Origin of the sequence: Nonomuraea wenchangensis, from assembly GCF_900111685.1 — a bacterium.
Lineage (GTDB): Bacteria > Actinomycetota > Actinomycetes > Streptosporangiales > Streptosporangiaceae > Nonomuraea > Nonomuraea wenchangensis.
This window is the reverse complement of record NZ_FOHX01000007.1, coordinates 303,154-323,198: the sequence shown is the minus strand read 5'-3', so window position 1 is coordinate 323,198 and position 20,045 is coordinate 303,154. Positions and strand designations below refer to the sequence as shown.

Genomic DNA, 20,045 nt, shown 5'->3' with positions numbered 1-20,045 from the left:
AGGAAACGCGAGACCGTCATCAGGACACCGGAGCGCGAGTTGCGCGCTCCGGTGACACCGTTACGGACCTTCCCGCCTGAAAGGTCGGGATTGCTGATATTCGACTACGGAATCAGCAACGGTCAGACCTTGCGCCAGCCGGGGACCCAGGCGCCGTCCTCGACGACGTAGTCGCCGAAGAGGGCGGGGGCCTCCTCGCGCATCAGCTCGCCGATGCGCTGGAACAGCAGGCGGATCTCCTCCTCCGCCCCCACGGCGGTGCGGGCCTCGATGGTGTGCCGCAGCGTGCGCACGTTGGCCGTCCACACCAGCCCGGTGGCCACGCCCTCGGGGGCGAACCTGCGCATGAACGAGGTGCGGTGCTTCTTCTCCGAGAACGGCACGCCCTCCTCGTCGAGCCCGAAGTGACCGGCCATCCAGAGCTGGAACTGCTCGAGCTGCTCCAGCACCGCCGTGGCCCGCTTCATCAGCTCCCCGTCGGCCTGCGCCCACTCGGGGAACCAGAACGGCAGCTCGTCGAGGCGCACGAACCGCAGCGACTCCTGGGAGATGGCCACCCCGGGACGGTGCCGGACCAGCTCGTGGGTGAGCACCCGGCTCACGTTGTGCAGCACGAAGCTGAAGCTGACGTGCTCCAGGACCGAGCCGTGCGCGCTGGCCAGGATGTTGCGCAGGTAGGCGTCCTGGTCCTCGCGGATGCGGACGACGTTGGGGTTGAGGCCCGGCTCGAAGGAGCGGTAGCAGAGCCGGCCGGCGAACTCGGCGAGGTTCTGCGCGTCGAGGTCGCCGCGGTCGAGCCGCTCCAGCCAGCTCCCGCCGCCGACCTCGGCGAGATAGCGGGCCAGCTCGTCGTAGTCGAGCGCCGGACGGGCGACGATGAAGACCTCGGGTTCGACACTGCGCATGTTTTCTTGAGCCCCCCGCTCGTTCGGGTATTCGGTGACCGCAGTCATGCATCCAACCAGGTGAGAGGCCGTTTGGGAAACGCGCCGGTCAGAGGCGGTAGACGCGGCGGGCATTGCCTGAGCCGATCATGTGGGCGATGCGGGCCGCGTCGGCGGCGCTCCACTCGCCGTCGCGGACGCGACCGGCCAGGGCCGTGCCGAGGGCGCGGCGGTAGTAGAGCGCGCCGAGCAGGCAGCTCTCGGCCAGGCCGCGGGAGCCGGAGCTGAACAGCAGCTTGTGGAAGGGGGCCAGCTCCAGCAGGTCCTCCATGACGCGGGCCGCCGCGGCGGCGGTGTGCGGCAGGGCGAGGCCGACGTCCACGTAGACGTGGGGGTGGAGGCCCGCGAGGTAGGCGGCCTGGCGGTGGAACGGGTAGCAGCCGAGCAGGATCACCGGCACGCTCAGGGGCTGCAGGGCGGCGATGAAGGCGCTCAGCCGGACCGGGTCGGCCCGGTGCGGGCCGGGGGGCTCCGGGGGCGTGACGAGGCCGCCGAGAAGCAGCTCGGACGCGCTCAGAGGGCGCCCGCCGCCACCCGCACGTGCGGGGTCGGCGTGATCGGGCCGGTTGGGGTCGGGGCGGGCCGGGACGGGGGCGGCGGAGGTGGGCAGGCCGGTGTGGAGCTGGAGGGGCAGGCCGCGCTCCCTGGCCACGTCCACGGCGCTCCACAGCAGGTGCCGCAGCAGCACCGGGTCGGTCAGCGGCTCCCTGGGCGCGGCGAGCCGGCGGTTGGCGGCGGCGATCACCGAGCCGCGGCTCGGCCGGGCCGGGTCGAAGTCGAGCCCGCACCGGGTGGCGACGACGGTCTTCAGCCCGACGGCGCGGGCGGCGCGGGCGGACAGCTCCTCGCCCAGCGTGTCGAGGTAGTCGACGGCGAGCGCGGCGCTCTCGGCGACGTCCTGCTCGATCTGCTCGACGCGGACCAGCTCGTCGGCGGCGGCGCCGCCGTGGCGGCCCATCTCGGCGGCCGACAGCAGGTCGAGGTCCTCGGTCCCGGTGTCGACCAGGAACGCGACCACCCCGGCGGCGGCCAGCAGCCGCCGGTTGACCTCGACGGCCCCGAGGTCGGCCCGGCGGGAGAGGTAGACGGCGGGCGGGGCGTGCGGCTCCAGGTCGAGCACGGGGGCGCACCAGCGCCGCACCGCCATCCCGTACGGCGTGTCGAAGTGCGTGGTGCCGGGCGGCGCCGGGGCCCCGCCCTCGCTGACGAGCAGCTCGAACCGGGCCCGGCTCAGGTCGTCGCGGTGCACCCCGTGGCAGTGGTGGTCCACCAGCGGGGCCTGCAGCGCGTCACGCACCGTGACGGGCAGTTCTACGGGGAGCATGCGGAGACTCTAAGGGAGCCCCGCACGCCCCCGCGGCTGTTTTCACAGAGCCGATTTCACAGAGCCGGCGTCACCGGCGGCACAGGCGCAGCACGTTCGCGATGACCTTGGCACCCGCGCCGCCCTCCTGGGTGAGGATCGACTCGGGGTGGAACTGCACGGCGAAGCGGCGGCGCTCGGTGTCCTCGATGGCCATGACGTTGCCGTCGGGCGTGAGCGCGGTGGCCGTGAAGCCGACCACCCCCGGCTGCTTGGCGTGCAGCGAGTGGTAGCGGGCGGCGGTGAACCGCTCGGGCAGGCCGTCGAGCAGGGCGCTGTCGCCGAGGCGGCCGACCTGGCCGCGCTTGCCGTGCTCGGGGTAGCCGAGCAGCTCCAGCGTGCCGCCGGCGTGCTCGACCATGGCCTGCAGGCCCAGGCAGACGCCGAAGACCGGCAGGTCGCGGGCGTAGACCTGGTCGAGCAGGGCGGACATCCCGAAGTCGGACGGCCAGCCGGGGCCCGGCGAGAGCACGACGAGGTCCGGCGCGATGTCGTCGATCATGTGGGGCGGGAAGCCGTGGCGCAGGGTCACGACGTCGGCGCCCTCCTGGCGGAAGTAGTCGGCCAGGGTGTTGACGAAGGAGTCCTCGTGGTCCACGAGCAGCACCTTCATGCCGAGCCCTGGCTGCGGGCGGGACTCGGCGACCGGGACGGCGCCGGGCTCGTTGACCGCGGCGAGGGCGCCGAGCAGGGCGCTGGCCTTCAGCTCGGTCTCGCGCTCCTCGGCCTCGGGGTCGGAGTCGAACAGCAGCGTGGCCCCGGCGCGGACGGTGGCCACGCCGTGCTTGATCTGGGCGGTGCGCAGGGTGAGCCCGGTGTTCATGGAGCCGTCGAAGCCGATGAAGCCGATGGCGCCGCCGTACCAGCGGCGGGTGGTGGCCTCGTGGTCCTCGATGAACTGCATGGCCCAGGTCTTGGGGGCGCCGGTGACGGTGACGGCCCACATGTGGGTGAGGAAGGCGTCGAGGGCGTCGAACTCGGGGCGCAGGCGGCCCTCGATGTGGTCGACGGTGTGGATGAGGCGCGAGTAGAGCTCGATCTGGCGGCGGCCGATGACCTTGACGGTGCCGGGGACGCAGATGCGCGACTTGTCGTTGCGGTCCACGTCGGTGCACATGGTCAGCTCCGACTCCTCCTTCACGCTGGACAGGAGGGTGCGGATGGCCTCGGCGTCCTCGACCGGGTTGCTGCCGCGGGCGATCGTGCCGGAGATGGGGCAGGTCTCGACGCGGTCGCCGCTGACCCGGACGTACATCTCGGGCGAGGCGCCGACCAGGTGCTCGCCCTCGCCGAGGCTGATGAGGAACTCGTACGGGGCGGGGTTGCTGCGGCGCAGCCCGCGGTAGAAGGCGGCCGGGTCGGTGCAGGCGGCGTGGAAGACCTGGCCGGGCACCACCTCGAACAGGTCGCCGCGCTTGAACTTCTCCTTGGCGGCGGCGACGACCTTGGCGTAGTCGCCCCTGACCGGGTCGGGAGGCAGCTCGCCGGGCTCGCGGAGCGGCGTGGATGACCCGGCGCGCTCCAGCCCGCGGGTGGTGGCGCCGTCGACGGTGAACTCGTAGCGGTATTCGACGCAGGTCTCGCGCTGGCGGTCGACGACGACGAGCCGGTCCGGCAGGTGGAGGACCAGGTCGCGCTGGTCGTCGGGGCGGACGAGCTCCTGCCGGATGGGCTCGAACTGGAAGGCCAGGTCGTAGCCGAAGGAGCCGTACAGGCCGAGGTGCGGGTCGTCGCCGCGGAAGGCGGCGATGACCTCGCGGATGGCGGTGAAGACGGTGGGCCGGCGGCTGCGCTGCTCCTCGGGGAGCAGGTCCTCCGACTCGGGGACGTGCACCTCGACCCGGTCGGCGGTCGGCTCGCTGACCGGCTTGCCGGCGGCCAGCAGGCAGGAGGCGACGGCGGGGAGCACGACGCGTCCGCGCTCGTTGAGCGCGGTGGCCGCGATGGTGCGGCCGCGGGCGACCAGTTCGAGGCACGGGTCGACGTAGCCGAAGGCCCATCGGCTGTAGCGGCCCGGGTAGTCCATGCCCGAGGAGAAGGCGCCGCCGCGGCGCTCTCCGAGGGCGGTCACGATCTCTTCGAGCGCCGCCTCGTCGACCTCGCGAGCCTCGCGCTCGACGCCGATCCCCCCGGCGGTGGTATATCCGCTCGTCTCCACTTGCTGCCCCTTACCACGTGAAATGATCGAGCCCCGGGGGCGGACACGAGAAAGGCCGCCTTCCGGGGCGGCCGTCCATGAGGAATGCGAAACTCGCGCCGCCTAGGAGCGGCGCCACCACTGGAGCTGAGCGCTGTTTCGCATGCCGACAGGTTAACCCCGCGACCAAGATCGCGCAACGCGGCCACGCCATCGTCGTGACAAACCGTGCGCTAAGGATCTAGCTTGGGCGTTCATGGAGCGGCCCTTGGCGTGGCGGTCGGTGACGGTGATCTCGGTCCTGCTGTTCGGGGTGCTGCTCGCGCTGAGCCCCTCCTACGGCTACCACCGCGACGAGCTGTACTTCCGGGTGCTGTCCGAGCACCCCGGCTGGGGGTACGTCGACCAGCCGCCGCTGACGCCGCTGCTGGCCGGGGCGGGCATCCACCTCTTCGGCGACACGATCACCGGCATCCGGGTGTTCCCCGCGCTGGCCATGGCGATCCTCGTGTGGCTGGTGGCGCTCGTCGCGCGCGAGCTGGACGGCTCACGGGCGGCCCAGACGCTGGCGGCGGCGGGCACGGCGACGGGTGCGTTCACCCTCATCGCGGGGCACTCGCTGCTGACGTTGAGCTTCGACCTGCCGCTGTGGATGGCGGCCATCCTGTTCCTGCTCAAGGCGCTGCTGCGGGAGCCGCGCTGGTGGCTCGCCGCCGGCGCGGTGATCGGGCTGGCCACCTACAACAAGCACCTCATCGCGCTGCTGGTGCTGGGCCTGGCGGCCGGGCTGCTCGCCGTGGGGCCGCGCCGGGTGCTCGCGAGCCCCTGGCTGTGGGCGGGTGGCCTGCTGGCGCTCGCGCTGGCCGTGCCGAACCTCCTCTACCAGGTGACCAACGACTGGCCGCAGCTCAAGATGGCGGCGGCGCTCAGCGCGGACAAGGGCGCGGAGCTACGGATGATGTTCGTGCCGATGCAGCTCACGCTGTTCGGGCCGGCGGTGTCGGTGATCGCGGCGTTCGGGTTCGTCCGGCTGTGGCGGGACCGGCGGGTGCGGGCGCTGGCGGTGGCCTATCCGGTGGCCGCGGCGCTGACGCTGATCGCCGGCGGGCGCTTCGACTACACCGGCGGGCTGATCCTGCTGCTGTTCGCGGCCGGCTGCGTGTCGGCCGCCGCGGCGGCCCGCAGAGTCCGGCTGGCGGCGGGCGTGGGCCTCGCGCTCAGCGCGCTGGGCTCGGCGCTCCTGGCGCTGCCGCTGGTGCCGGTGGCGGAGCTGGCGAGGACACCGGTGCCGCTGATCAACGAGGTGGCGCGCGAGTCGGTCGGCTGGCCCGAGTTCGTGGCGGCCGTGCAGAGCGCGCGCGCCGCGATCCCGCCGGCCGAGCAGGCGAGCGCGATGGTGTTCACCGGCAGCTACGGCGAGCACGGCGCGCTGGTGCGGGCCGGGGTGCCCCGCGTGTACTCGGCGCACAACCACCTCTGGCTGTACGGCCCGCCGCCGGACACCGCCACCACGGCGGTACTGGTCAACGTGGGGCCGCGGATCCGCGAGCAGTTCGGGACGTGCGAGCGGCGGGCGACGGTCGACAACGAGGCCGGCGTGGACAACGAGGAGCGGGGCCTCGTGGTGTGGCTCTGCCGGGACCTGCGCACCCCCTGGTCGGTCACCTGGTCGCGCTGGCGGCACTTCAGCTGACCCGTCCCCGCTTTTGTGGCTGACCGAATCTCCTATCTCTCTGTCATGTCACGGTTTACGACAAGTCTTGCTTTCCCGACATGCGCGCTTCACTCTTTCCGACAGAGGCGGAAAGATCACTCCGAAGGAGAGCGCGTGCTCATCACCCCCCGAAGGCGGGCGGCCCTGGCCGGGCTCGTCGCCGCCGCCCTGTTATCCCCGCAGACGTTGTTCCCGCAAGCCGCGGCCGCGGCCGAGCCGGGCAAGATCGACGCCGCCGTCCAGGCGGAGCTGGAGCAGGACGGCAAGGCCACCTTCTGGGTCCGGATGAAGGGGGCCGCCGACCTGAGCGGCGCCCGCCGGGCCGCCACCAAGCAGGCCAAGGCCGAGCTGGTGGTCGAGTCCAAGACCGAGCGTGCCGAGTCGGCCCAGCGGAGCCTGCGCAAGCTGCTGGACGCCCGCTCGGCCGACTACACCTCGTACTGGATCGTCAACGCCGTACGGGTCACCGCCGACGAGAAGCTGGCCACGGAGATCGCCAAGCTGCCCGAGGTCGAGACCATCGCCCCGGTCCGCACGCTCAGCCTGCCCAAGCCGGACAAGGCCACGGCCGAGGCGCGGGTGAACGCCGTCGAGTGGAACATCGACCGGATCGGCGCCCCGCGCGTGTGGAGCGAGACGGGCAACCGGGGCGAGGGCATCGTGGTCGCCACGATCGACTCCGGCGCCCAGTTCGACCACCCCGAGCTGGCCGCGAGCTACCGGGGCAAGAACCCCGACGGCACGGTCACGCACGACTACAACTGGTTCGACCCGGCCCGGGTCTGCCCGACGTCCGCGCCCTGCGACAACAACGGCCACGGCACCCACGTCATGGGCACCATGGTCGGCGCGAACGGCATCGGCGTCGCACCCGGCGCCCGCTGGATCGCCGCCAAGGGCTGCGAGCTCAGCACCTGCACCGACGCGTCCCTGCTCGCCGCCGGGCAGTGGATCCTCGCGCCCACCGACGCCGCGGGCCAGAACCCGCGCCCTGACCTCGCGCCGGACATCGTCAACAACTCCTGGGGCGGCGACGGCTACGACCCCTGGTACAAGGAGACCGTCGAGGCGTGGGTGGCGGCCGGCATCTTCCCGGCCTTCGCCAACGGCAACGAGGGCCCGGCCTGCGACACCTCCGGCTCCCCCGGCCAGTACGTCATCAGCTACAGCGCCGGCGGCTTCGACGTCAACAACGCCGTGTACGCCCGTTCCAGCAAGGGCGAGGGCGAGGGCGGCGAGATCAAGCCGAACATCGCCGCGCCCGCCGTCAACGTGCGCTCCTCCACCCCCGGCGGCACCTACGACAGCTACACCGGCACCTCGATGGCCTCGCCGCACGTGGCGGCCACGGTGGCGCTGATCTGGTCGGCCTCGCCCGCGCTGCAGGGCGACGTGGCGAACACCCGGCCGCTGCTCGACTCGACCGCCGTGGACGTCAACGACACGAGCTGCGGCGGCACCGCGGCCGACAACAACGTCTGGGGCGAGGGCCGGCTCGACGCGTACGCGGCCGTCAACGCCGCGCCGAGGGGCGAGACCGGCGACCTGAGCGGCACGGTCACCTCCGGCGGCGCGCCGCTCGCCGGCGCCACGGTCACCGTGACCGGGGCGGTGACCCGTACGGTCACCACCGGCGCGGACGGCGCGTACACGATCCCGCGCCTGCTGGAGGGCGACTACGAGCTGACCGCGGCGAAGTTCGGCTACGACACGGCGACCGCCCGGGTGACGATCGCCGCCGGGCAGAGCGCCACCGCGGACCTGCCGATGACCCAGAAGGCGGGCGGCACGGTGTCCGGCACGGTCAGCACGGCGGGCACGCCCGAGGCGGGCGCGACCGTCGCCGCGCGCGGCACGCCGGTGAGCGCCGTCACCGACGCGGCCGGCCGCTACAGCCTGACGCTGCCCGAGGGCGCCTACGAGCTGACCGTCACCCCGGCCTCCCGCTGCTCCACCCCGGCGACCGCCGAGGTCACCGTGTCCGGGAACGTCACCAAGGACATCGAGCTGCCGCTGCGCGGCGACGGGTTCGGCTACACCTGCAAGGGCGGGGCGCAGCCGTACGTGGCGGGGACCGAGAAGCTGGCGCTGACCGGCGACGACGACGCCGCGCAGGTGACGCTGCCGTTCCCGGTGCCGTTCTACGGGGCGGGACAGAGCCGGGCGTGGATCGCCACGAACGGGTTCCTCACCTTCGCCGACAGCCGGGTGACCACCGCGAGCAACGGCAACCTGCCCACCACCTCGACGCCGAACCACGCGGTCTACCCGTACTGGGACGACCTCATCGTGGACGCGCGGGCCGGGGTCTACACGGCGGTGACCGGCACGGCCCCGCACCGGGCGTTCGTGGTGGAGTGGCGCGACGTCACCTTCTACAACGACAGCGCGCAGCGGATCTCGTTCTCGGCGCTGCTGGGCGAGGACGGCTCGATCTCCTTCCGCTACAAGGACCTCGGCAGCGAGCGCGCCCGGGGCACCAGCGCCACGGTCGGCATCGAGAACGCGACCGGCACGGACGCGATGCGCTACTCCTACGAGGAGGCGGCGCTGGCCTCCGGGCAGGGCGTGACGTTCACCGCGAGCCGGCACGGCCTGGTGACCGGCGCGGTCACCGACGCCAACGACGGCGAGCCGATCGCCGGGGCGACGGTCAAGGTGGGCGACGTGGCGACGTTCACGACCGGCGCGGACGGCTCCTTCTACGGTCAGGTGCTGGCCGGCGACTACGACGTGACGGTGTCCAGGGAGCACTACGGCACCTTCACCAAGCAGGTCTCGATCGCGCCCGCCTCGGTGACCAGGATCGACACGAAGCTGGTGACCGGGCGGGTGAGCGCGTCGGCGGCGGAGCTGACCGTGGTCATGCCGGCCGGGGCCACCCGTACGCGGACGCTGACGCTCACCAACCTCGGCTCGGCGACGCCGTACACGGTGACGGGCGAGACGTGGGCGGCCGTGACGCCCGCGGCCGGTGAGCTGGCCACCGGGCAGCAGGTGACGCTCAAGGTGACGGTCTCCAGCGACGGGGTCGCGGCGGGCACGGTGCGCGCCGGCAAGATCCTGGTGAAGTCGGCGAGCGGGCGGCAGCCCACGATCGAGATCGCGGTCAAGGTCGTGGTGCCGAAGCTCCAGGTGGCGGTCGACGTCGGCGGGTCGAAGGCGGCGACCGACGCCGCCGGGGACGCCTGGACGCCCGACCGCAAGTACGCCCAGGGCTCCCACGGCTATGTCGCCACCTCCAGCAAGACGCTGAGCACGACGAAGACCATCGCGGGGACGACGGACCAGGCGCTGTTCAGGTCCGCCCGCGAGGGCATGCTGGAGTACCGCTTCGACGGGGTGCCGGCCGGGACGTACACGGTGGAGCTGGACTTCGCCGAGGTCAAGAGCACGCAGATGGGCAAGCGCGTGTTCGACGTGCTGGTCGAGGGGCAGCTCGCGATCCCGGCGCTGGACCTGGCGCTGGAGGCGGGCACCTACACGGCCGTGGCCAGGCAGTACACGGTCCGCGTGGACGACGGGCAGCTCAACGTGCGCTTCGCCACGCGGGTGGGGTCGCCGGTCGTGAACGCGATCCGGATCTCCGAGCGGCCCGACCGCACGGCTCCCTGACGGGGCTCCCGGGCCCGGTCCCCCTCCAGGGGCGGGCCCGGGCTACCGTGCCAGGACCGGCGTATGTTACTGAGTAGTACATGAGACGCGTCCGGCTCCAGCGCGACCTCCCGGTCCCGATGCCCGACGGTGTGCGGCTGCTGGCCGACCACTACGCCCCGGCCGGGGCGGGGCGGGCGCCCGTCGTCCTCGTGCGCTCGCCGTACGGGCGGCGCGGCCTGTTCGGGTTCATGTACGGCCGCGGGTTCGCCCGCCAGGGCCTGCACGTCGTCATCCAGAGCTGCCGGGGCGGCTTCGGCTCCGGCGGCATCCTGGACCCGCTCGGCGACGAGCACGAGGACGGCCTGGCCACCATCGCCTGGCTGCGCGAGCAGCCCTGGTACGGCGGCTCGTTCGCCATGTTCGGCCCTTCCTACCTCGGTTACACCCAGTGGGCCGTCGCCCCCTACGCCGGGCCGGAGCTGAAGGCGCTGGCGACCCAGATCACCGCCTCCCAGTTCCGCGACGCCGCCTACGTGGGCGGCGCGTTCGCGCTGGAGTCGGCGCTGAGCTGGACCACGCTCACCGACGGCATGTCGCGCCGGCTCGGCGGGGCCGCGGCGCTGACGGCGCCGCGCTCGACCCGCCGCGCGGTGCTGTCGGGGCGGCCGGTGGCCGAGCTGGACCTGCTGTCGGCGGGTCACCCGCTGCCGTTCTTCCAGGACCTGGTGGCCCATCACGCCGATCCGGCCGTGCCGTACTGGGACAAGCGTGACTTCTCCCCGAAGGTGGGCGAGGTGGACGCGGCCGTGACCATGCTGGGCGGCTGGTACGACGTCTTCCTGCCCTGGCAGCTCCAGGACTACGCGGCGCTGCGCCGGGCGGGCCGCCGCCCGTACCTGACGATCGGCCCCTGGTACCACATCGACGCCCGGCACGCCCGCCCCACCATGGCCGAGGCGTCGGCGTGGTTCCGCGCGCACCTGCTGGGCGACCCTTCCCGGCTGCGGCCCGACCCGGTGCGCCTCTACGTGACGGGCGCGGAGGAGTGGCGCGACTACCCCGACTGGCCGGTGCCGGGCGTGCGCGAGCGGCGCTGGCACCTGCAGCACGGCTTCGGCCTCGGCGAGGACGGCCCCCAGGAGGCCGATCCCGACCGCTTCCGCTACGACCCGGCCCGCCCGACGCCGGTCATCGGCGGGCCCGTGCTGCTCGGCGACTCCCGTCCGCGCGACCAGCGCAGGCTGGAGCAGCGCCGCGACGTGCTGGTCTACAGCTCGCCCGCGCTGCGCGCGGACATGGAGATGATCGGCCCGGTACGCGCCGAGTTGTTCGTCCGCTCCAGCACCCCGTACGTTGACGTCGTGGTACGGGTGTGCGACGTGGCGCCGGACGGGCGCTCGCTCAACGTGTGCGAGGGGGTGCGCCGCCTCGGGCCGGCAGGGCCGGCAGGGCCGGGGCCGGAGGGCGTGCGGCGGGCCGAGATCGACCTGTGGCCGATCGCGCACCGGTTCCGGCGCGGCCACCGCGTACGCGTGCACGTGGCGGCCGGGGCCTACCCGACGATCGCCCGCAACCCGGGCACCGGCGATCCGCTCGCCGCGGGCGGGCCGATGGTGCCCGCCGACGTCGAGGTCTTCCACTCCCCCGGGCTGCCCTCCGCCGTGGTGCTGCCGCTGTGCGCGCCGCAAGGCTGATGTCGCTGGTCCTGCTGCTGCAGGGCCGGGGCGGGATGACGGCGGCGGAGCTGGCGAAGGAGCTGGAGGTCTCGGAGCGGACCGTGCACCGCGACGTGCTCGCGCTCGCCGAGGCGGGCGTGCCGGTCTACGCCGACCGGGGGCGGGGCGGCGGCTACCGGCTGCTGGACGGCTACCGCACCCGGCTGACCGGGCTCGACCGGGCCGAGGCCGAGGCGCTGTTCCTGTCGGGGGTGCCGGCCGCGCTGCGCGAGATGGGGCTGCAGGACGTCGCGGCCACCGCCCGGCTGAAGGCCGCCGCGGCGCTCTCCCCCGGGCTGCGCGACGCCCCCGCGACCGCCGCGCAGCGCTTCCACCTGGACGCGCCCGGCTGGTTCGCCGGGGACGCGCCGCCGCCGGCCGCCCTGTCCGCGCTGGCCAGGGCGGTGTGGAACGACCGGCGGGTGCGGGCCCGCTACAAGGACCGTCTGCGCACGCTGGAGCCGTACGGGCTGGTGCTGAAGGGCGGGGCCTGGTATCTCGCGGCGCGGCTCGGCAGCCGCTTCCTCATCTTCCGCGTGCACCGGTTCGGCGAGGTGGACGTGCTGTCCGAGACCTTCGACCGCGAGCCCGGCTTCGACCTGGCCGCGTTCTGGGCGGAGCGGTCGGCCGAGTTCAGCCGCTCGCTGCTGCGCGCGGAGATCACGCTGCGGCTCAGCGAGCGGGGCCGGCGGATGCTCCGGCACGTCGCCGATCCGGCCGCGCTGGCGGACGCGCTCGCCTCGCTCGGGCCCGACGGCACCGTGCGGCTGGCGGTGGAGTCGCTGGAGGTGGCCTTCTCGCAGGTGCTGCGGTTCGGGCCGGAGGCGGAGGTGCTGGAGCCGCCGGAGCTGCGGGCGATGGCCGCCGAGGCCGCCGCCCGCACCGCCGCGCTCTATCAGCGGTAGTCCGCCGGGTCCGCCTCCTTCCCCTGCTCCAGGACCTCGGTGATGAAGCTCCACACCTGCGGGCGGCTGCCGTCCACGTCGGTGAAGCCGTACGCGTCGGCCAGCTCGCCGCTGGTCACCGAGCGGCCCGACCAGCGGCTCCGGCCGGGGTCGGCGGCGAGCGCGGCGACGGCGCGGCCGGCGTAGGCGGGCGTCTCGGACACCTGCCAGGCCGGGTCGGCCTTGGCCTCCCGCCAGGTCTCCTCCGTGACGCCGAAGTTGTCGAGCATGGCCTCCGAGCGCAGGAAGCCCGGCGTGATCGCCACGCCGGTGCCGCCGTGCGGGCGCAGCTCCTTCGACCAGGCGTACGCCAGCCGGTTCACCGCCACCTTGGCCAGGTCGTAGTAGACGTTGCCCCGGTAGCGGGTCTGGTTGAACTCCCAGGTGCCGTCGGTGACCTCGACGACCAGCCCGCCCTCGTGCCTGACGATCAGCGGCAGCAGGAACCTGGCGGTGACGAGGTGGGTCTCGACGGCCAGCCGCAGCAGCCGCAGCCCGTCGTCCAGGTCGTGCTCCCACACGGGGGTGTCCCACTTCCACAGGTGGTCGCCGCCCCAGATGTCGTTGACCAGCACGTCGAGCCGTCCCTGCTCGCGTTCGACTTGGTCGGCCAGCGCCGCCACCCGCCCGGGGTCCAGGTGGTCGGCGGGCACCGCGATCCCGGTGCCGCCGGCCGCGGTGACCAGCTCGGCGGTCTCCTCGACGGTCTCCGGCCGGTCCATCTCCGAGCGTGCCGCGCGGGTGCTGCGTCCCGTGCAGTAGACGGTCGCGCCGATCTCCCCGAGCGCGACCGCGATTCCTCGTCCCGTTCCGCGGGTGGCCCCCGCTACTACAGCGATCATGACGTCGAGCGTGCCCCGGAAAGAGGACATCTCATGTCATGTTTTCCGGCATGCCCCTGTGATAAGCCGGAATTATTATGAACAGCGAATTCGAGCTTCGCGGGGTCAACCACATCGCGCTGGTCTGCTCGGACATGAAGCAGACCGTCGACTTCTACTCCGGCGTGCTGGGCATGCCGCTGATCAAGACCATCGAGCTGCCGATGGGCTGGGGCCAGCACTTCTTCTTCGACTGCGGCGGCGGCAACGCCCTCGCCTTCTTCTGGTTCCCCGACGCGCCCGACGGCGTGCCGGGGGTCTCCGCGCCGCGCAACCTGCCCGACCGGGGCGAGCTGGTCTCGGCCGTCGGGTCCATGAACCACATCGCCTTCGACGTGCCGCCGGAGCGGATCGAGGAGTACCGCGAGCGGCTCGTCGCCAAGGGCATCGACGTGGGCGTGCTGCTCAACCACGACGACAGCGAGTTCGGCGTGGCCCCGGAGATGCACGACGGCGTGTTCGTACGCTCGATCTACTTCAAGGACCCCGACGGCGTCCTCGTCGAGTTCGCCGCCTGGACGCGGCAGGTCGGGCAGCCCGGCGACGTGCGCCACGAGCCGAGGACGGCCGCCGACAGGACCGTCCCGGGCGGGGCCGGCTGATGCCGCGCCTGCGCCGCGTGCCGCGCGCGGAGATGACCGACCCGCTCGTGACGCACTTCCACGACCGGCTGTTCTCCCCCGAAAGGGAGGGCACGGCGACCGGGTCGCCCGGCGACTGGTGGGAGGTCTTCGCGCTGGACCCGAAGATCTTCCGGCACTGCGTGAAGGGCTTCCAGGTCTACCGGGAGGCCACTCTGGACCCGGTGCTGCGCGAGCTGGGCCAGACCCGGGCCGGCTGGGCGCGGCAGAGTCAGTTCGTCTACTCCCAGCACTGCAAACAGCTCAGGGCGCTCGGCGTGCCCGAGGAGAAGGTGCGCGCCATCCCCGCCTGGCAGGTCAGCGACTGCTTCGGGGAGCTGGAGCGGGCCGTGCTGGCCTACGCCGACGCGCTGGTGCTGGACGGCGGCCGGGTGCCGGACGAGGTGTTCGCCGTGCTGCAGCGGCATCTGCCGGACGAGCAGATCCTGGAGCTGACGTACATCACCTGCATGTACGAGATGCACGCCACGATGGCGCGGGCGCTGCGGCTGGAGTTCGACGACCGGCCGGACCCGGTGACGGAGGTGCCGGCGCCCGACGGCTACGGCTCCCGGGACATCGCCGACGACCTGACCGGCGGCTTGACCGTTCGGCGCGATTAACCGACCACTCATCGATCATCACCCGGTGAACTACCGGCGAGTAACTAAGGTGCGAAGCCGGGAGCTGCGGTGACGCGCGCGGACGTCCCACATGTTGAGACAACTGCCTGCCATTTAGGCCGAACCGTAATATTAACGGCACTGGGTTTAATACCACCGCAAAAGTTAGTGTCCCTCCGTTGACGCCACCTGTCAGGACCGGTCACCACCGGTCCCTGGCCTTCGCGCATCGGAGGGTCGATGACCACCGGGGAACCCGGACAGCCACGCACCGACCGCAGCCCCTGGAACTGGCTGCTGGTCCTGCCGGTCGTGCTGCCCCTGCTCACGTTCCTGTTCAACGCCGACGAGCCCCGCCTGTTCGGCTTCCCGCTGTTCTACTGGCTGCAGATCGCCTTCATCGCCGTCGGCGTCACCTGCACGACGATCGTCTACAGGATGACCAAGTGAGCGGGCACACGACCGAGCTGGTCGTCTTCGTCGTCCTGTTCCTGGCCGTGACCGTCATGGGCTTCGTCGCGGCCCGCTGGCGGCGGCCCGAGAGCATCGACAGCCTGCACGAGTGGGGTCTCGGCGGGCGCAGCTTCGGCTCCTGGATCACCTGGTTCCTGGTCGGCGGCGACCTCTACACCGCCTACACCTTCGTCGCGGTGCCCGCGCTGGTGTTCGGGGCGGGCGCTCTGGGCTTCTACGCGCTGCCGTACACCGTGGTCGTCTACCCGCTGGTGTTCCTGGTGCTGACCCGGATGTGGTCGGTCTCGCACGTGCACGGCTTCGTCACGCCGGCCGACTTCGTCCGGGCCAGGTTCGGCTCGCCGACCCTCGCCCTCGCGGTCGCGATCACCGGGCTGGTGGCGACGATGCCGTACATCGCGCTGCAGCTCGTCGGCATCGAGGCCGTGCTGAAGTCGATGGGCATCACCGGCCACCTGCCGATCGTCATCGCCTTCGCGATCCTCGCGGCCTACACCTACCAGTCGGGGCTGCGCGCGCCCGCGCTGATCGCGTTCGTCAAGGACGCGCTCATCTACATCGTGATCCTGGTCGCGGTCATCTACATCCCGGCCAAGCTGGGCGGCTGGGGCTCGATCTTCGACGCGGCCGCGCAGAAGTTCGCCGCCACCCCCGCGAAGGGCGACGGCATCACGCTGAACGCCACCAACCAGCTCCAGTACGTGACGCTGGCCTTCGGCTCGGCGCTGGCGCTGTTCCTCTACCCGCACAGCCTGACCGGCGTGCTGGCGTCGAAGAACCGCAACGTCATCAAGCGGAACATGTCCGCCCTGCCCGCCTACAGCCTCGTGCTCGGCCTGATCGCGCTGCTCGGCTACATGGCCATCGCGGCCGGCACCAAGCCGGTCGTGGGCGCCAACGGCCGGCCGGACGCCAACACGATCGTGCCGCGGCTGTTCGACCAGGTCTTCCCCGACTGGTTCACCGGCGTGGCGTACGCGGCCATCGGCATCGGCGCGCTCGTGCCGGCCGCCATCATGTCGATCGCGGCGGCCAACCTGTTCACCCGCAACATCTACCGGGAGTACCTCAATAAGGACGCCACCGACGCCCAGGAGGCCAAGGTCTCCAAGATCGTCTCGCTGGTGGTGAAGGTGGGCGCGGTGCTGTGCATCCTGCTGCTCGACCCGCAGTTCTCGATCGACCTGCAGCTCATCGGCGGCGTCATCATCCTGCAGACGCTGCCGTCGGTGGCGCTCGGCCTCTACACCCGCTGGTTCCACCGGGGCGGCCTGCTCGCGGGCTGGGCGCTCGGCCTCGCGGTGGGCATGTGGATGCTCTACCTCATCCCCAACCCGGCCAACGGCAAGGCGCACTTCGGCGGGTCGGCGTTCGGCCTCGCCAGCCTGGGCTTCGACACCACGATGACGGTCTACGCCGGGTTCCTGGCGCTGATCGTCAACCTGGTGGTGGCGGTGCTCGGCACGCTGGCCTTCCGGGCGTTCAAGGTGGCCGACGGGCCGGACGCCACCCGGCGCGAGCACTACTTCGTGGACGAGGGCGACCCGCGGGTCAAGGACCTCGACCTCACCGGCTCGCACTGAGCTGCCTCACACTGGGCTGGTCAACCATGGAGGTGGGCGGGGTTGGCGACCTCCAGCTTCGCCCGCACCGCCTGCTCCAGGGCGCTCACCAGCGCGTGGTCGTCGGGCAGGCGGCCGTCGCGGACGGCGGCGGCCAGCTCGGCGTCGTCGGCCACGCCGAGCGCGGCCAGGCGGGCGGCGTGCTCCTCCGCCTGGGCCGGGCCCAGCTCGATCTCCCGCTCCACCATGCCGAGCACGTTGATCGCGACGCGGGTGTGGAAGCGCGTGCGACCCTCCACGGCCGGCAGCACGTCGCTCTCGAGGAAGTCGCGCACCGCGGCCACGAGCTGCGCGGCCGTGGGGACGTCGTGGAGACCCGGGGACGATCCGGTTCGCGTCATGGCTTCCTTCTAGCACACGCCTGTGCCCTTTATCCGGGTCCGATGGCGGTTACGGCTAATCTGCGCTCATGAGCACGCAGTCGCCGCCCGCGGCCCTTCCGGCACTCACGCCCCGGCTCATCGGGGCCGAGATCTTCGTCGTGATGTCGGTCTCGCTCGGCGCGAGCGGGCTGATCGCGCTCATCCGGCTGATCGGGGCGCTCACCGCGCCGAAGGAGCTGAAGAGCCAGCAGGCCGTGCTCGTCGGCTCGATGGCCCCCGGACGGCCGTGGTTGGACCTGTCGCTGCAGCTCGCCCAGATCGCCATCGCGGTGGCGCCGGTGGGGCTGGTGGCTTACCTGCTGGTGCGCTCCGGCGAGTCGCTGCGTACGATCGGCGCGGACCTGCGCGAGCCGCGCCGCGACCTGCTGCGCGGCGCGCTGCTCGCGGCCCTGATCGGCGGCAGCGGGCTGGCGTTCTACCTGGTGGTGCAGGCCGTCGGGGTCAACCTCACCGTCGTGCCCGGCGCGCTGCCGGAGGTGTGGTGGCAGGTGCCGGTGCTGCTGCTGGCCGCGGCGCAGAACGGCGTGCTGGAGGAGGTGCTGGTCGCCGGCTACCTGCTGCACCGGCTGGGGCAGGCCGGCTGGTCGCCGTGGCGGGCGGTCGTGGTGTCGTCGCTGCTGCGCGGGTCGTACCACCTGTATCAGGGGTTCGGCGGGTTCGTCGGGAACGTGGTGATGGGCGTGGTGTTCGGCCGGGCCTACCAGCGGTGGGGGCGGACGATGCCGCTGATCGTGGCGCACACGCTCATCGACGCGGTGGCCTTCGTCGGGTACGCCTTCCTGCGCGGCAAGGTGAGCTGGCTGCCCTAGACCGTTGCCCCTACCGTTGCCCCTGCCGTTGACTGGGCAACGATATTCGGCTGAGATCCATGCATGAGCTTCGCCGTGCCCGCGAGCGTCCGGCCCGTCCGCGACGCCGTCCACACGTTCATGACCGAGCGGGTCGAGCCCGCAGAGCCGGTGCTGCACGAGGGCGGGCCCGCCGCCGAGGCGGCGCTCGCGGACCTGCGGGCCGCGGCGAAGAAGGAGGGCCTGTGGGCGCTCGGCCACCCGCGTGAGCTGGGCGGCGGCGGGCTGCCGTTCCTCGACTACGTCTACGTCAACGAGGTGCAGGGACGCAGCGAGTTCGGCCAGCTCGCGCTCGGCACGTACACCCTCCAGGACTCGCTCATGCTGCACGAGCACGCCTCGCCCGAGCAGCGCGAGCGCTACCTGCAGCCGCTGGTGCGCGGCGACATCTCGCCCAGCTTCGCCATGACCGAGCCGGGCGTCTCCAGCTCCGACCCCACCCAGATCCGCACGAACGCCGTGCTCGACGGGGACGAGTGGGTGATCAACGGGCACAAGTGGTTCACCACCGGGGCCTCGCGGGCGGCGTACACGACCGTGATGTGCCGCACCGAGCCCGACGCGCCGCCGCACCTGGCCTTCTCCATGATCCTGGTGCCGACCGACACGCCCGGCTACACGATCGTGCGCGACACGCCCGTGCTCGGGCTGGACGGCGCGCACTGCGAGGTGCGCTACGACAACGTCCGGGTGCCCGCCTCCAACCTGCTGGGCGAGCGGGGCCGCGGCTTCGTCATCGCGCAGAAACGCCTCGGGCCGGGGCGCATCTTCCACTGCATGCGCTGGCTCGGGCAGGCGCAGCGGGCCTTCGACCTGATGTGCCGGCGGCTGCACGAGCGCACCGCGTTCGGCGAGCCGCTGGCGAAGAAGCAGCTCATGCGCCAGCACGTGTTCGACTCCTACGCCGAGATCCAGTCGGCCCGGCTGCTCACGCTCAACGCCGCCGAGGCGATCGACGCAGGCTCCGACGCCCGCGTGGAGATCGGCGCGATCAAGGTCGTCGGCGCGCGGATGCTGCACAACGTCATCGACCGGGCCATCCAGGTGCACGGCGCGGCCGGGCTGACCGGCGACACGCCGCTCGACCGGATGTACCGGCACGCGCGGGCCGGACGCATCTACGACGGGCCCGACGAGGTGCACATCGACTCGGTCGGCCGGCGCATCCTCGGCTCGTACGCGGCCGGCGGCAACTGGGAGTTCGGTCTCCGGTGAGCGGCGACACCGTCGCCGCCGTGGTGGCGGAGGTGTTCGGCCCGCAGGCCGCGCTCCCCCACCGGGTACGGCTCCCCGGCGGGGCGTCACGGGAGACCTGGGCCCTGGACATCGCCGCGCCCGGCGGCGAACGGCACGAGCTGGTGCTGCGGCTCGACTCGCCCGGCGGGGCCGGGGAGGCGGGCACCACGCTGGAGGCGGAGGCGCGGCTCATGCGGGCGGCGGCCGGGTCCGGCGTGCCGGTGCCGCGGATCGTCGCCGCCGGGTCGGTGGGCGGGGTGCCGTACGTGCTGATGGAACGGGTGGACGGGGAGACGATCCCGCGCCGGATCCTGCGCGACGACGCCTACGCCGCCGCCCGGCCGCTGCTGGCCGCCCAGTGCGGGCGGGCGCTGGCCGCCGTGCACCGGATGCCGCTGTCCAGCCTGCCGCCCGACCCCGGCGCCGGCGCCGACCCGCTGGCGCGCTGGCGGGACGTGCTCGACCTGCTCGGCGAGCCGCACCCGGTGTTCGAGCTGGCGTTGCGGCGGCTGGCCGCGTCCCGTCCGCCCGCCGGGCCGGCCGCCGTGGTGCACGGCGACTTCCGCAACGGCAACCTCATCGTCGGGCCTGAGGGCGTACGGGCCGTGCTCGACTGGGAGCTGGCCCACGCCGGCGACCCCCTGGAGGATCTGGGGTGGCTGTGCGTGAAGGCATGGCGGTTCGGCTCGCCGCTGCCCGTCGGCGGGTTCGGCGGCTACGACGAGCTGATCGCCGCCTATGAGGAGGCGGGCGGCGCGAAGGTGGACCGCGACGCGCTGCGCTGGTGGGAGACGTTCGGCGTGCTCAAGTGGGGCGTCATCTGCGTCATGCAGACCATGCGGCACCTGCGCGGCGGCGCCAGGTCGGTGGAGCTGGCGGCGATCGGGCGGCGGGTGTGCGAGACCGAGTGGGACCTGCTGCGGATGCTGCGCGAGCACACCTGA

16 protein-coding genes are annotated in these 20,045 nt (G+C 72.6%); 11 read left to right on the top strand and 5 right to left on the bottom strand.

Going from position 1 to position 20,045, the window contains the following annotated elements:
• Nucleotides 1–122: 122 nt before the first annotated feature.
• The 3 genes from thyX to BMW85_RS23075 all read right to left on the bottom strand — a co-directional run bounded on the left by thyX (nt 123) and on the right by BMW85_RS23075 (nt 4,465).
• Nucleotides 123–905, bottom strand: a complete 783-nt coding sequence (thyX, locus tag BMW85_RS23085) for an FAD-dependent thymidylate synthase (RefSeq protein WP_091084856.1) — start codon at nt 903–905, stop codon at nt 123–125.
• Nucleotides 906–993: 88 nt separating this feature from the next.
• Entirely contained in the window at nt 994–2,268 is a 1,275-nt protein-coding gene (locus BMW85_RS23080; RefSeq protein ID WP_091084852.1) for an amidohydrolase family protein, read from the bottom strand.
• A gap of 70 nt (nt 2,269–2,338) precedes the next feature.
• On the bottom strand, nt 2,339–4,465 hold the full coding sequence (locus tag BMW85_RS23075; protein WP_091084850.1) for an anthranilate synthase component I: 2,127 nt from the start codon (nt 4,463–4,465) through the stop codon (nt 2,339–2,341).
• A 235-nt stretch (nt 4,466–4,700) separates the two neighbouring features.
• Here BMW85_RS23075 and BMW85_RS23070 point away from each other — a divergent pair, with 235 nt between their 5' ends.
• From BMW85_RS23070 to BMW85_RS23055, 4 genes are all read left to right on the top strand, one after another.
• Nucleotides 4,701–6,137 carry a glycosyltransferase family 39 protein gene (locus BMW85_RS23070; RefSeq protein ID WP_091084847.1) on the top strand — a complete coding sequence of 479 codons (1,437 nt, stop codon included), beginning with the start codon at nt 4,701–4,703 and terminating at the stop codon, nt 6,135–6,137.
• Nucleotides 6,138–6,272: 135 nt separating this feature from the next.
• Nucleotides 6,273–9,773 (top strand): S8 family serine peptidase, encoded by a 3,501-nt coding sequence (locus tag BMW85_RS23065; RefSeq protein WP_091084844.1) that lies wholly within the window; start codon nt 6,273–6,275, stop codon nt 9,771–9,773.
• Between the two features lie 80 nt (nt 9,774–9,853).
• Nucleotides 9,854–11,449 (top strand): CocE/NonD family hydrolase, encoded by a 1,596-nt coding sequence (locus BMW85_RS23060; protein ID WP_218155889.1) that lies wholly within the window; start codon nt 9,854–9,856, stop codon nt 11,447–11,449.
• Complete coding sequence (locus BMW85_RS23055; protein ID WP_091084842.1) at nt 11,431–12,375, top strand: helix-turn-helix transcriptional regulator; 945 nt, start codon at nt 11,431–11,433, stop codon at nt 12,373–12,375. Before BMW85_RS23060 ends, BMW85_RS23055 begins: the two co-directional genes overlap by 19 nt.
• Here the strand turns inward: BMW85_RS23055 and BMW85_RS23050 are convergent.
• The gene (locus tag BMW85_RS23050) at nt 12,366–13,256 is read right to left on the bottom strand and encodes an SDR family oxidoreductase (RefSeq protein ID WP_177240828.1); all 891 of its coding nucleotides are present in this window, start codon (nt 13,254–13,256) and stop codon (nt 12,366–12,368) included. The two genes, BMW85_RS23055 and BMW85_RS23050, sit on opposite strands and share 10 nt — an antisense overlap.
• Before the next feature lie 77 nt (nt 13,257–13,333).
• Here BMW85_RS23050 and BMW85_RS23045 point away from each other — a divergent pair, with 77 nt between their 5' ends.
• From BMW85_RS23045 to mctP, 4 genes are all read left to right on the top strand, one after another.
• Nucleotides 13,334–13,897 (top strand): VOC family protein, encoded by a 564-nt coding sequence (locus BMW85_RS23045; protein ID WP_091084838.1) that lies wholly within the window; start codon nt 13,334–13,336, stop codon nt 13,895–13,897.
• Entirely contained in the window at nt 13,897–14,538 is a 642-nt protein-coding gene (locus tag BMW85_RS23040; protein ID WP_091084836.1) for a carboxymuconolactone decarboxylase family protein, read from the top strand. The genes BMW85_RS23045 and BMW85_RS23040 overlap by 1 nt, the downstream gene beginning before the upstream one ends.
• 240 nt (nt 14,539–14,778) lie before the next feature.
• Nucleotides 14,779–14,988, top strand: a complete 210-nt coding sequence (locus tag BMW85_RS23035; protein WP_091084832.1) for a DUF3311 domain-containing protein — start codon at nt 14,779–14,781, stop codon at nt 14,986–14,988.
• The gene (gene mctP, locus BMW85_RS23030; protein ID WP_091084829.1) at nt 14,985–16,595 is read left to right on the top strand and encodes a monocarboxylate uptake permease MctP; all 1,611 of its coding nucleotides are present in this window, start codon (nt 14,985–14,987) and stop codon (nt 16,593–16,595) included. The genes BMW85_RS23035 and mctP overlap by 4 nt, the downstream gene beginning before the upstream one ends.
• Nucleotides 16,596–16,615: 20 nt before the next feature.
• Here the strand turns inward: mctP and BMW85_RS23025 are convergent, their stop codons facing one another.
• Nucleotides 16,616–16,975 (bottom strand): DUF6285 domain-containing protein, encoded by a 360-nt coding sequence (locus tag BMW85_RS23025; protein WP_091084826.1) that lies wholly within the window; start codon nt 16,973–16,975, stop codon nt 16,616–16,618.
• A gap of 68 nt (nt 16,976–17,043) precedes the next feature.
• Here BMW85_RS23025 and BMW85_RS23020 point away from each other — a divergent pair, with 68 nt between their 5' ends.
• From BMW85_RS23020 to BMW85_RS23010, 3 genes are all read left to right on the top strand, one after another.
• On the top strand, nt 17,044–17,826 hold the full coding sequence (locus BMW85_RS23020; RefSeq protein ID WP_091084823.1) for a CPBP family intramembrane glutamic endopeptidase: 783 nt from the start codon (nt 17,044–17,046) through the stop codon (nt 17,824–17,826).
• A gap of 63 nt (nt 17,827–17,889) precedes the next feature.
• Nucleotides 17,890–19,080 (top strand): acyl-CoA dehydrogenase family protein, encoded by a 1,191-nt coding sequence (locus BMW85_RS23015; RefSeq protein WP_091084820.1) that lies wholly within the window; start codon nt 17,890–17,892, stop codon nt 19,078–19,080.
• Nucleotides 19,077–20,045 (top strand): phosphotransferase family protein, encoded by a 969-nt coding sequence (locus tag BMW85_RS23010; protein ID WP_091084818.1) that lies wholly within the window; start codon nt 19,077–19,079, stop codon nt 20,043–20,045. Before BMW85_RS23015 ends, BMW85_RS23010 begins: the two co-directional genes overlap by 4 nt.

Excerpts from the sequence above, each read along its gene's own strand:
- BMW85_RS23015 (WP_091084820.1), top strand. The coding sequence starts at position 17,890 with ATGAGCTTCGCCGTGCCCGCGAGCGTCCGGCCCGTCCGCGACGCCGTC.
- BMW85_RS23020 (WP_091084823.1), top strand. The coding sequence starts at position 17,044 with ATGAGCACGCAGTCGCCGCCCGCGGCCCTTCCGGCACTCACGCCCCGG.
- BMW85_RS23035 (WP_091084832.1), top strand. The coding sequence starts at position 14,779 with ATGACCACCGGGGAACCCGGACAGCCACGCACCGACCGCAGCCCCTGG.
- BMW85_RS23045 (WP_091084838.1), top strand. The coding sequence starts at position 13,334 with ATGAACAGCGAATTCGAGCTTCGCGGGGTCAACCACATCGCGCTGGTC.
- BMW85_RS23070 (WP_091084847.1), top strand. The coding sequence starts at position 4,701 with ATGGAGCGGCCCTTGGCGTGGCGGTCGGTGACGGTGATCTCGGTCCTG.
- thyX (WP_091084856.1), bottom strand. The coding sequence starts at position 905 with ATGCGCAGTGTCGAACCCGAGGTCTTCATCGTCGCCCGTCCGGCGCTC.
- BMW85_RS23025 (WP_091084826.1), bottom strand. The coding sequence starts at position 16,975 with ATGACGCGAACCGGATCGTCCCCGGGTCTCCACGACGTCCCCACGGCC.
- BMW85_RS23080 (WP_091084852.1), bottom strand. The coding sequence starts at position 2,268 with ATGCTCCCCGTAGAACTGCCCGTCACGGTGCGTGACGCGCTGCAGGCC.
- BMW85_RS23040 (WP_091084836.1), top strand. The coding sequence starts at position 13,897 with ATGCCGCGCCTGCGCCGCGTGCCGCGCGCGGAGATGACCGACCCGCTC.
- BMW85_RS23050 (WP_177240828.1), bottom strand. The coding sequence starts at position 13,256 with ATGATCGCTGTAGTAGCGGGGGCCACCCGCGGAACGGGACGAGGAATC.
- BMW85_RS23060 (WP_218155889.1), top strand. The coding sequence starts at position 9,854 with ATGAGACGCGTCCGGCTCCAGCGCGACCTCCCGGTCCCGATGCCCGAC.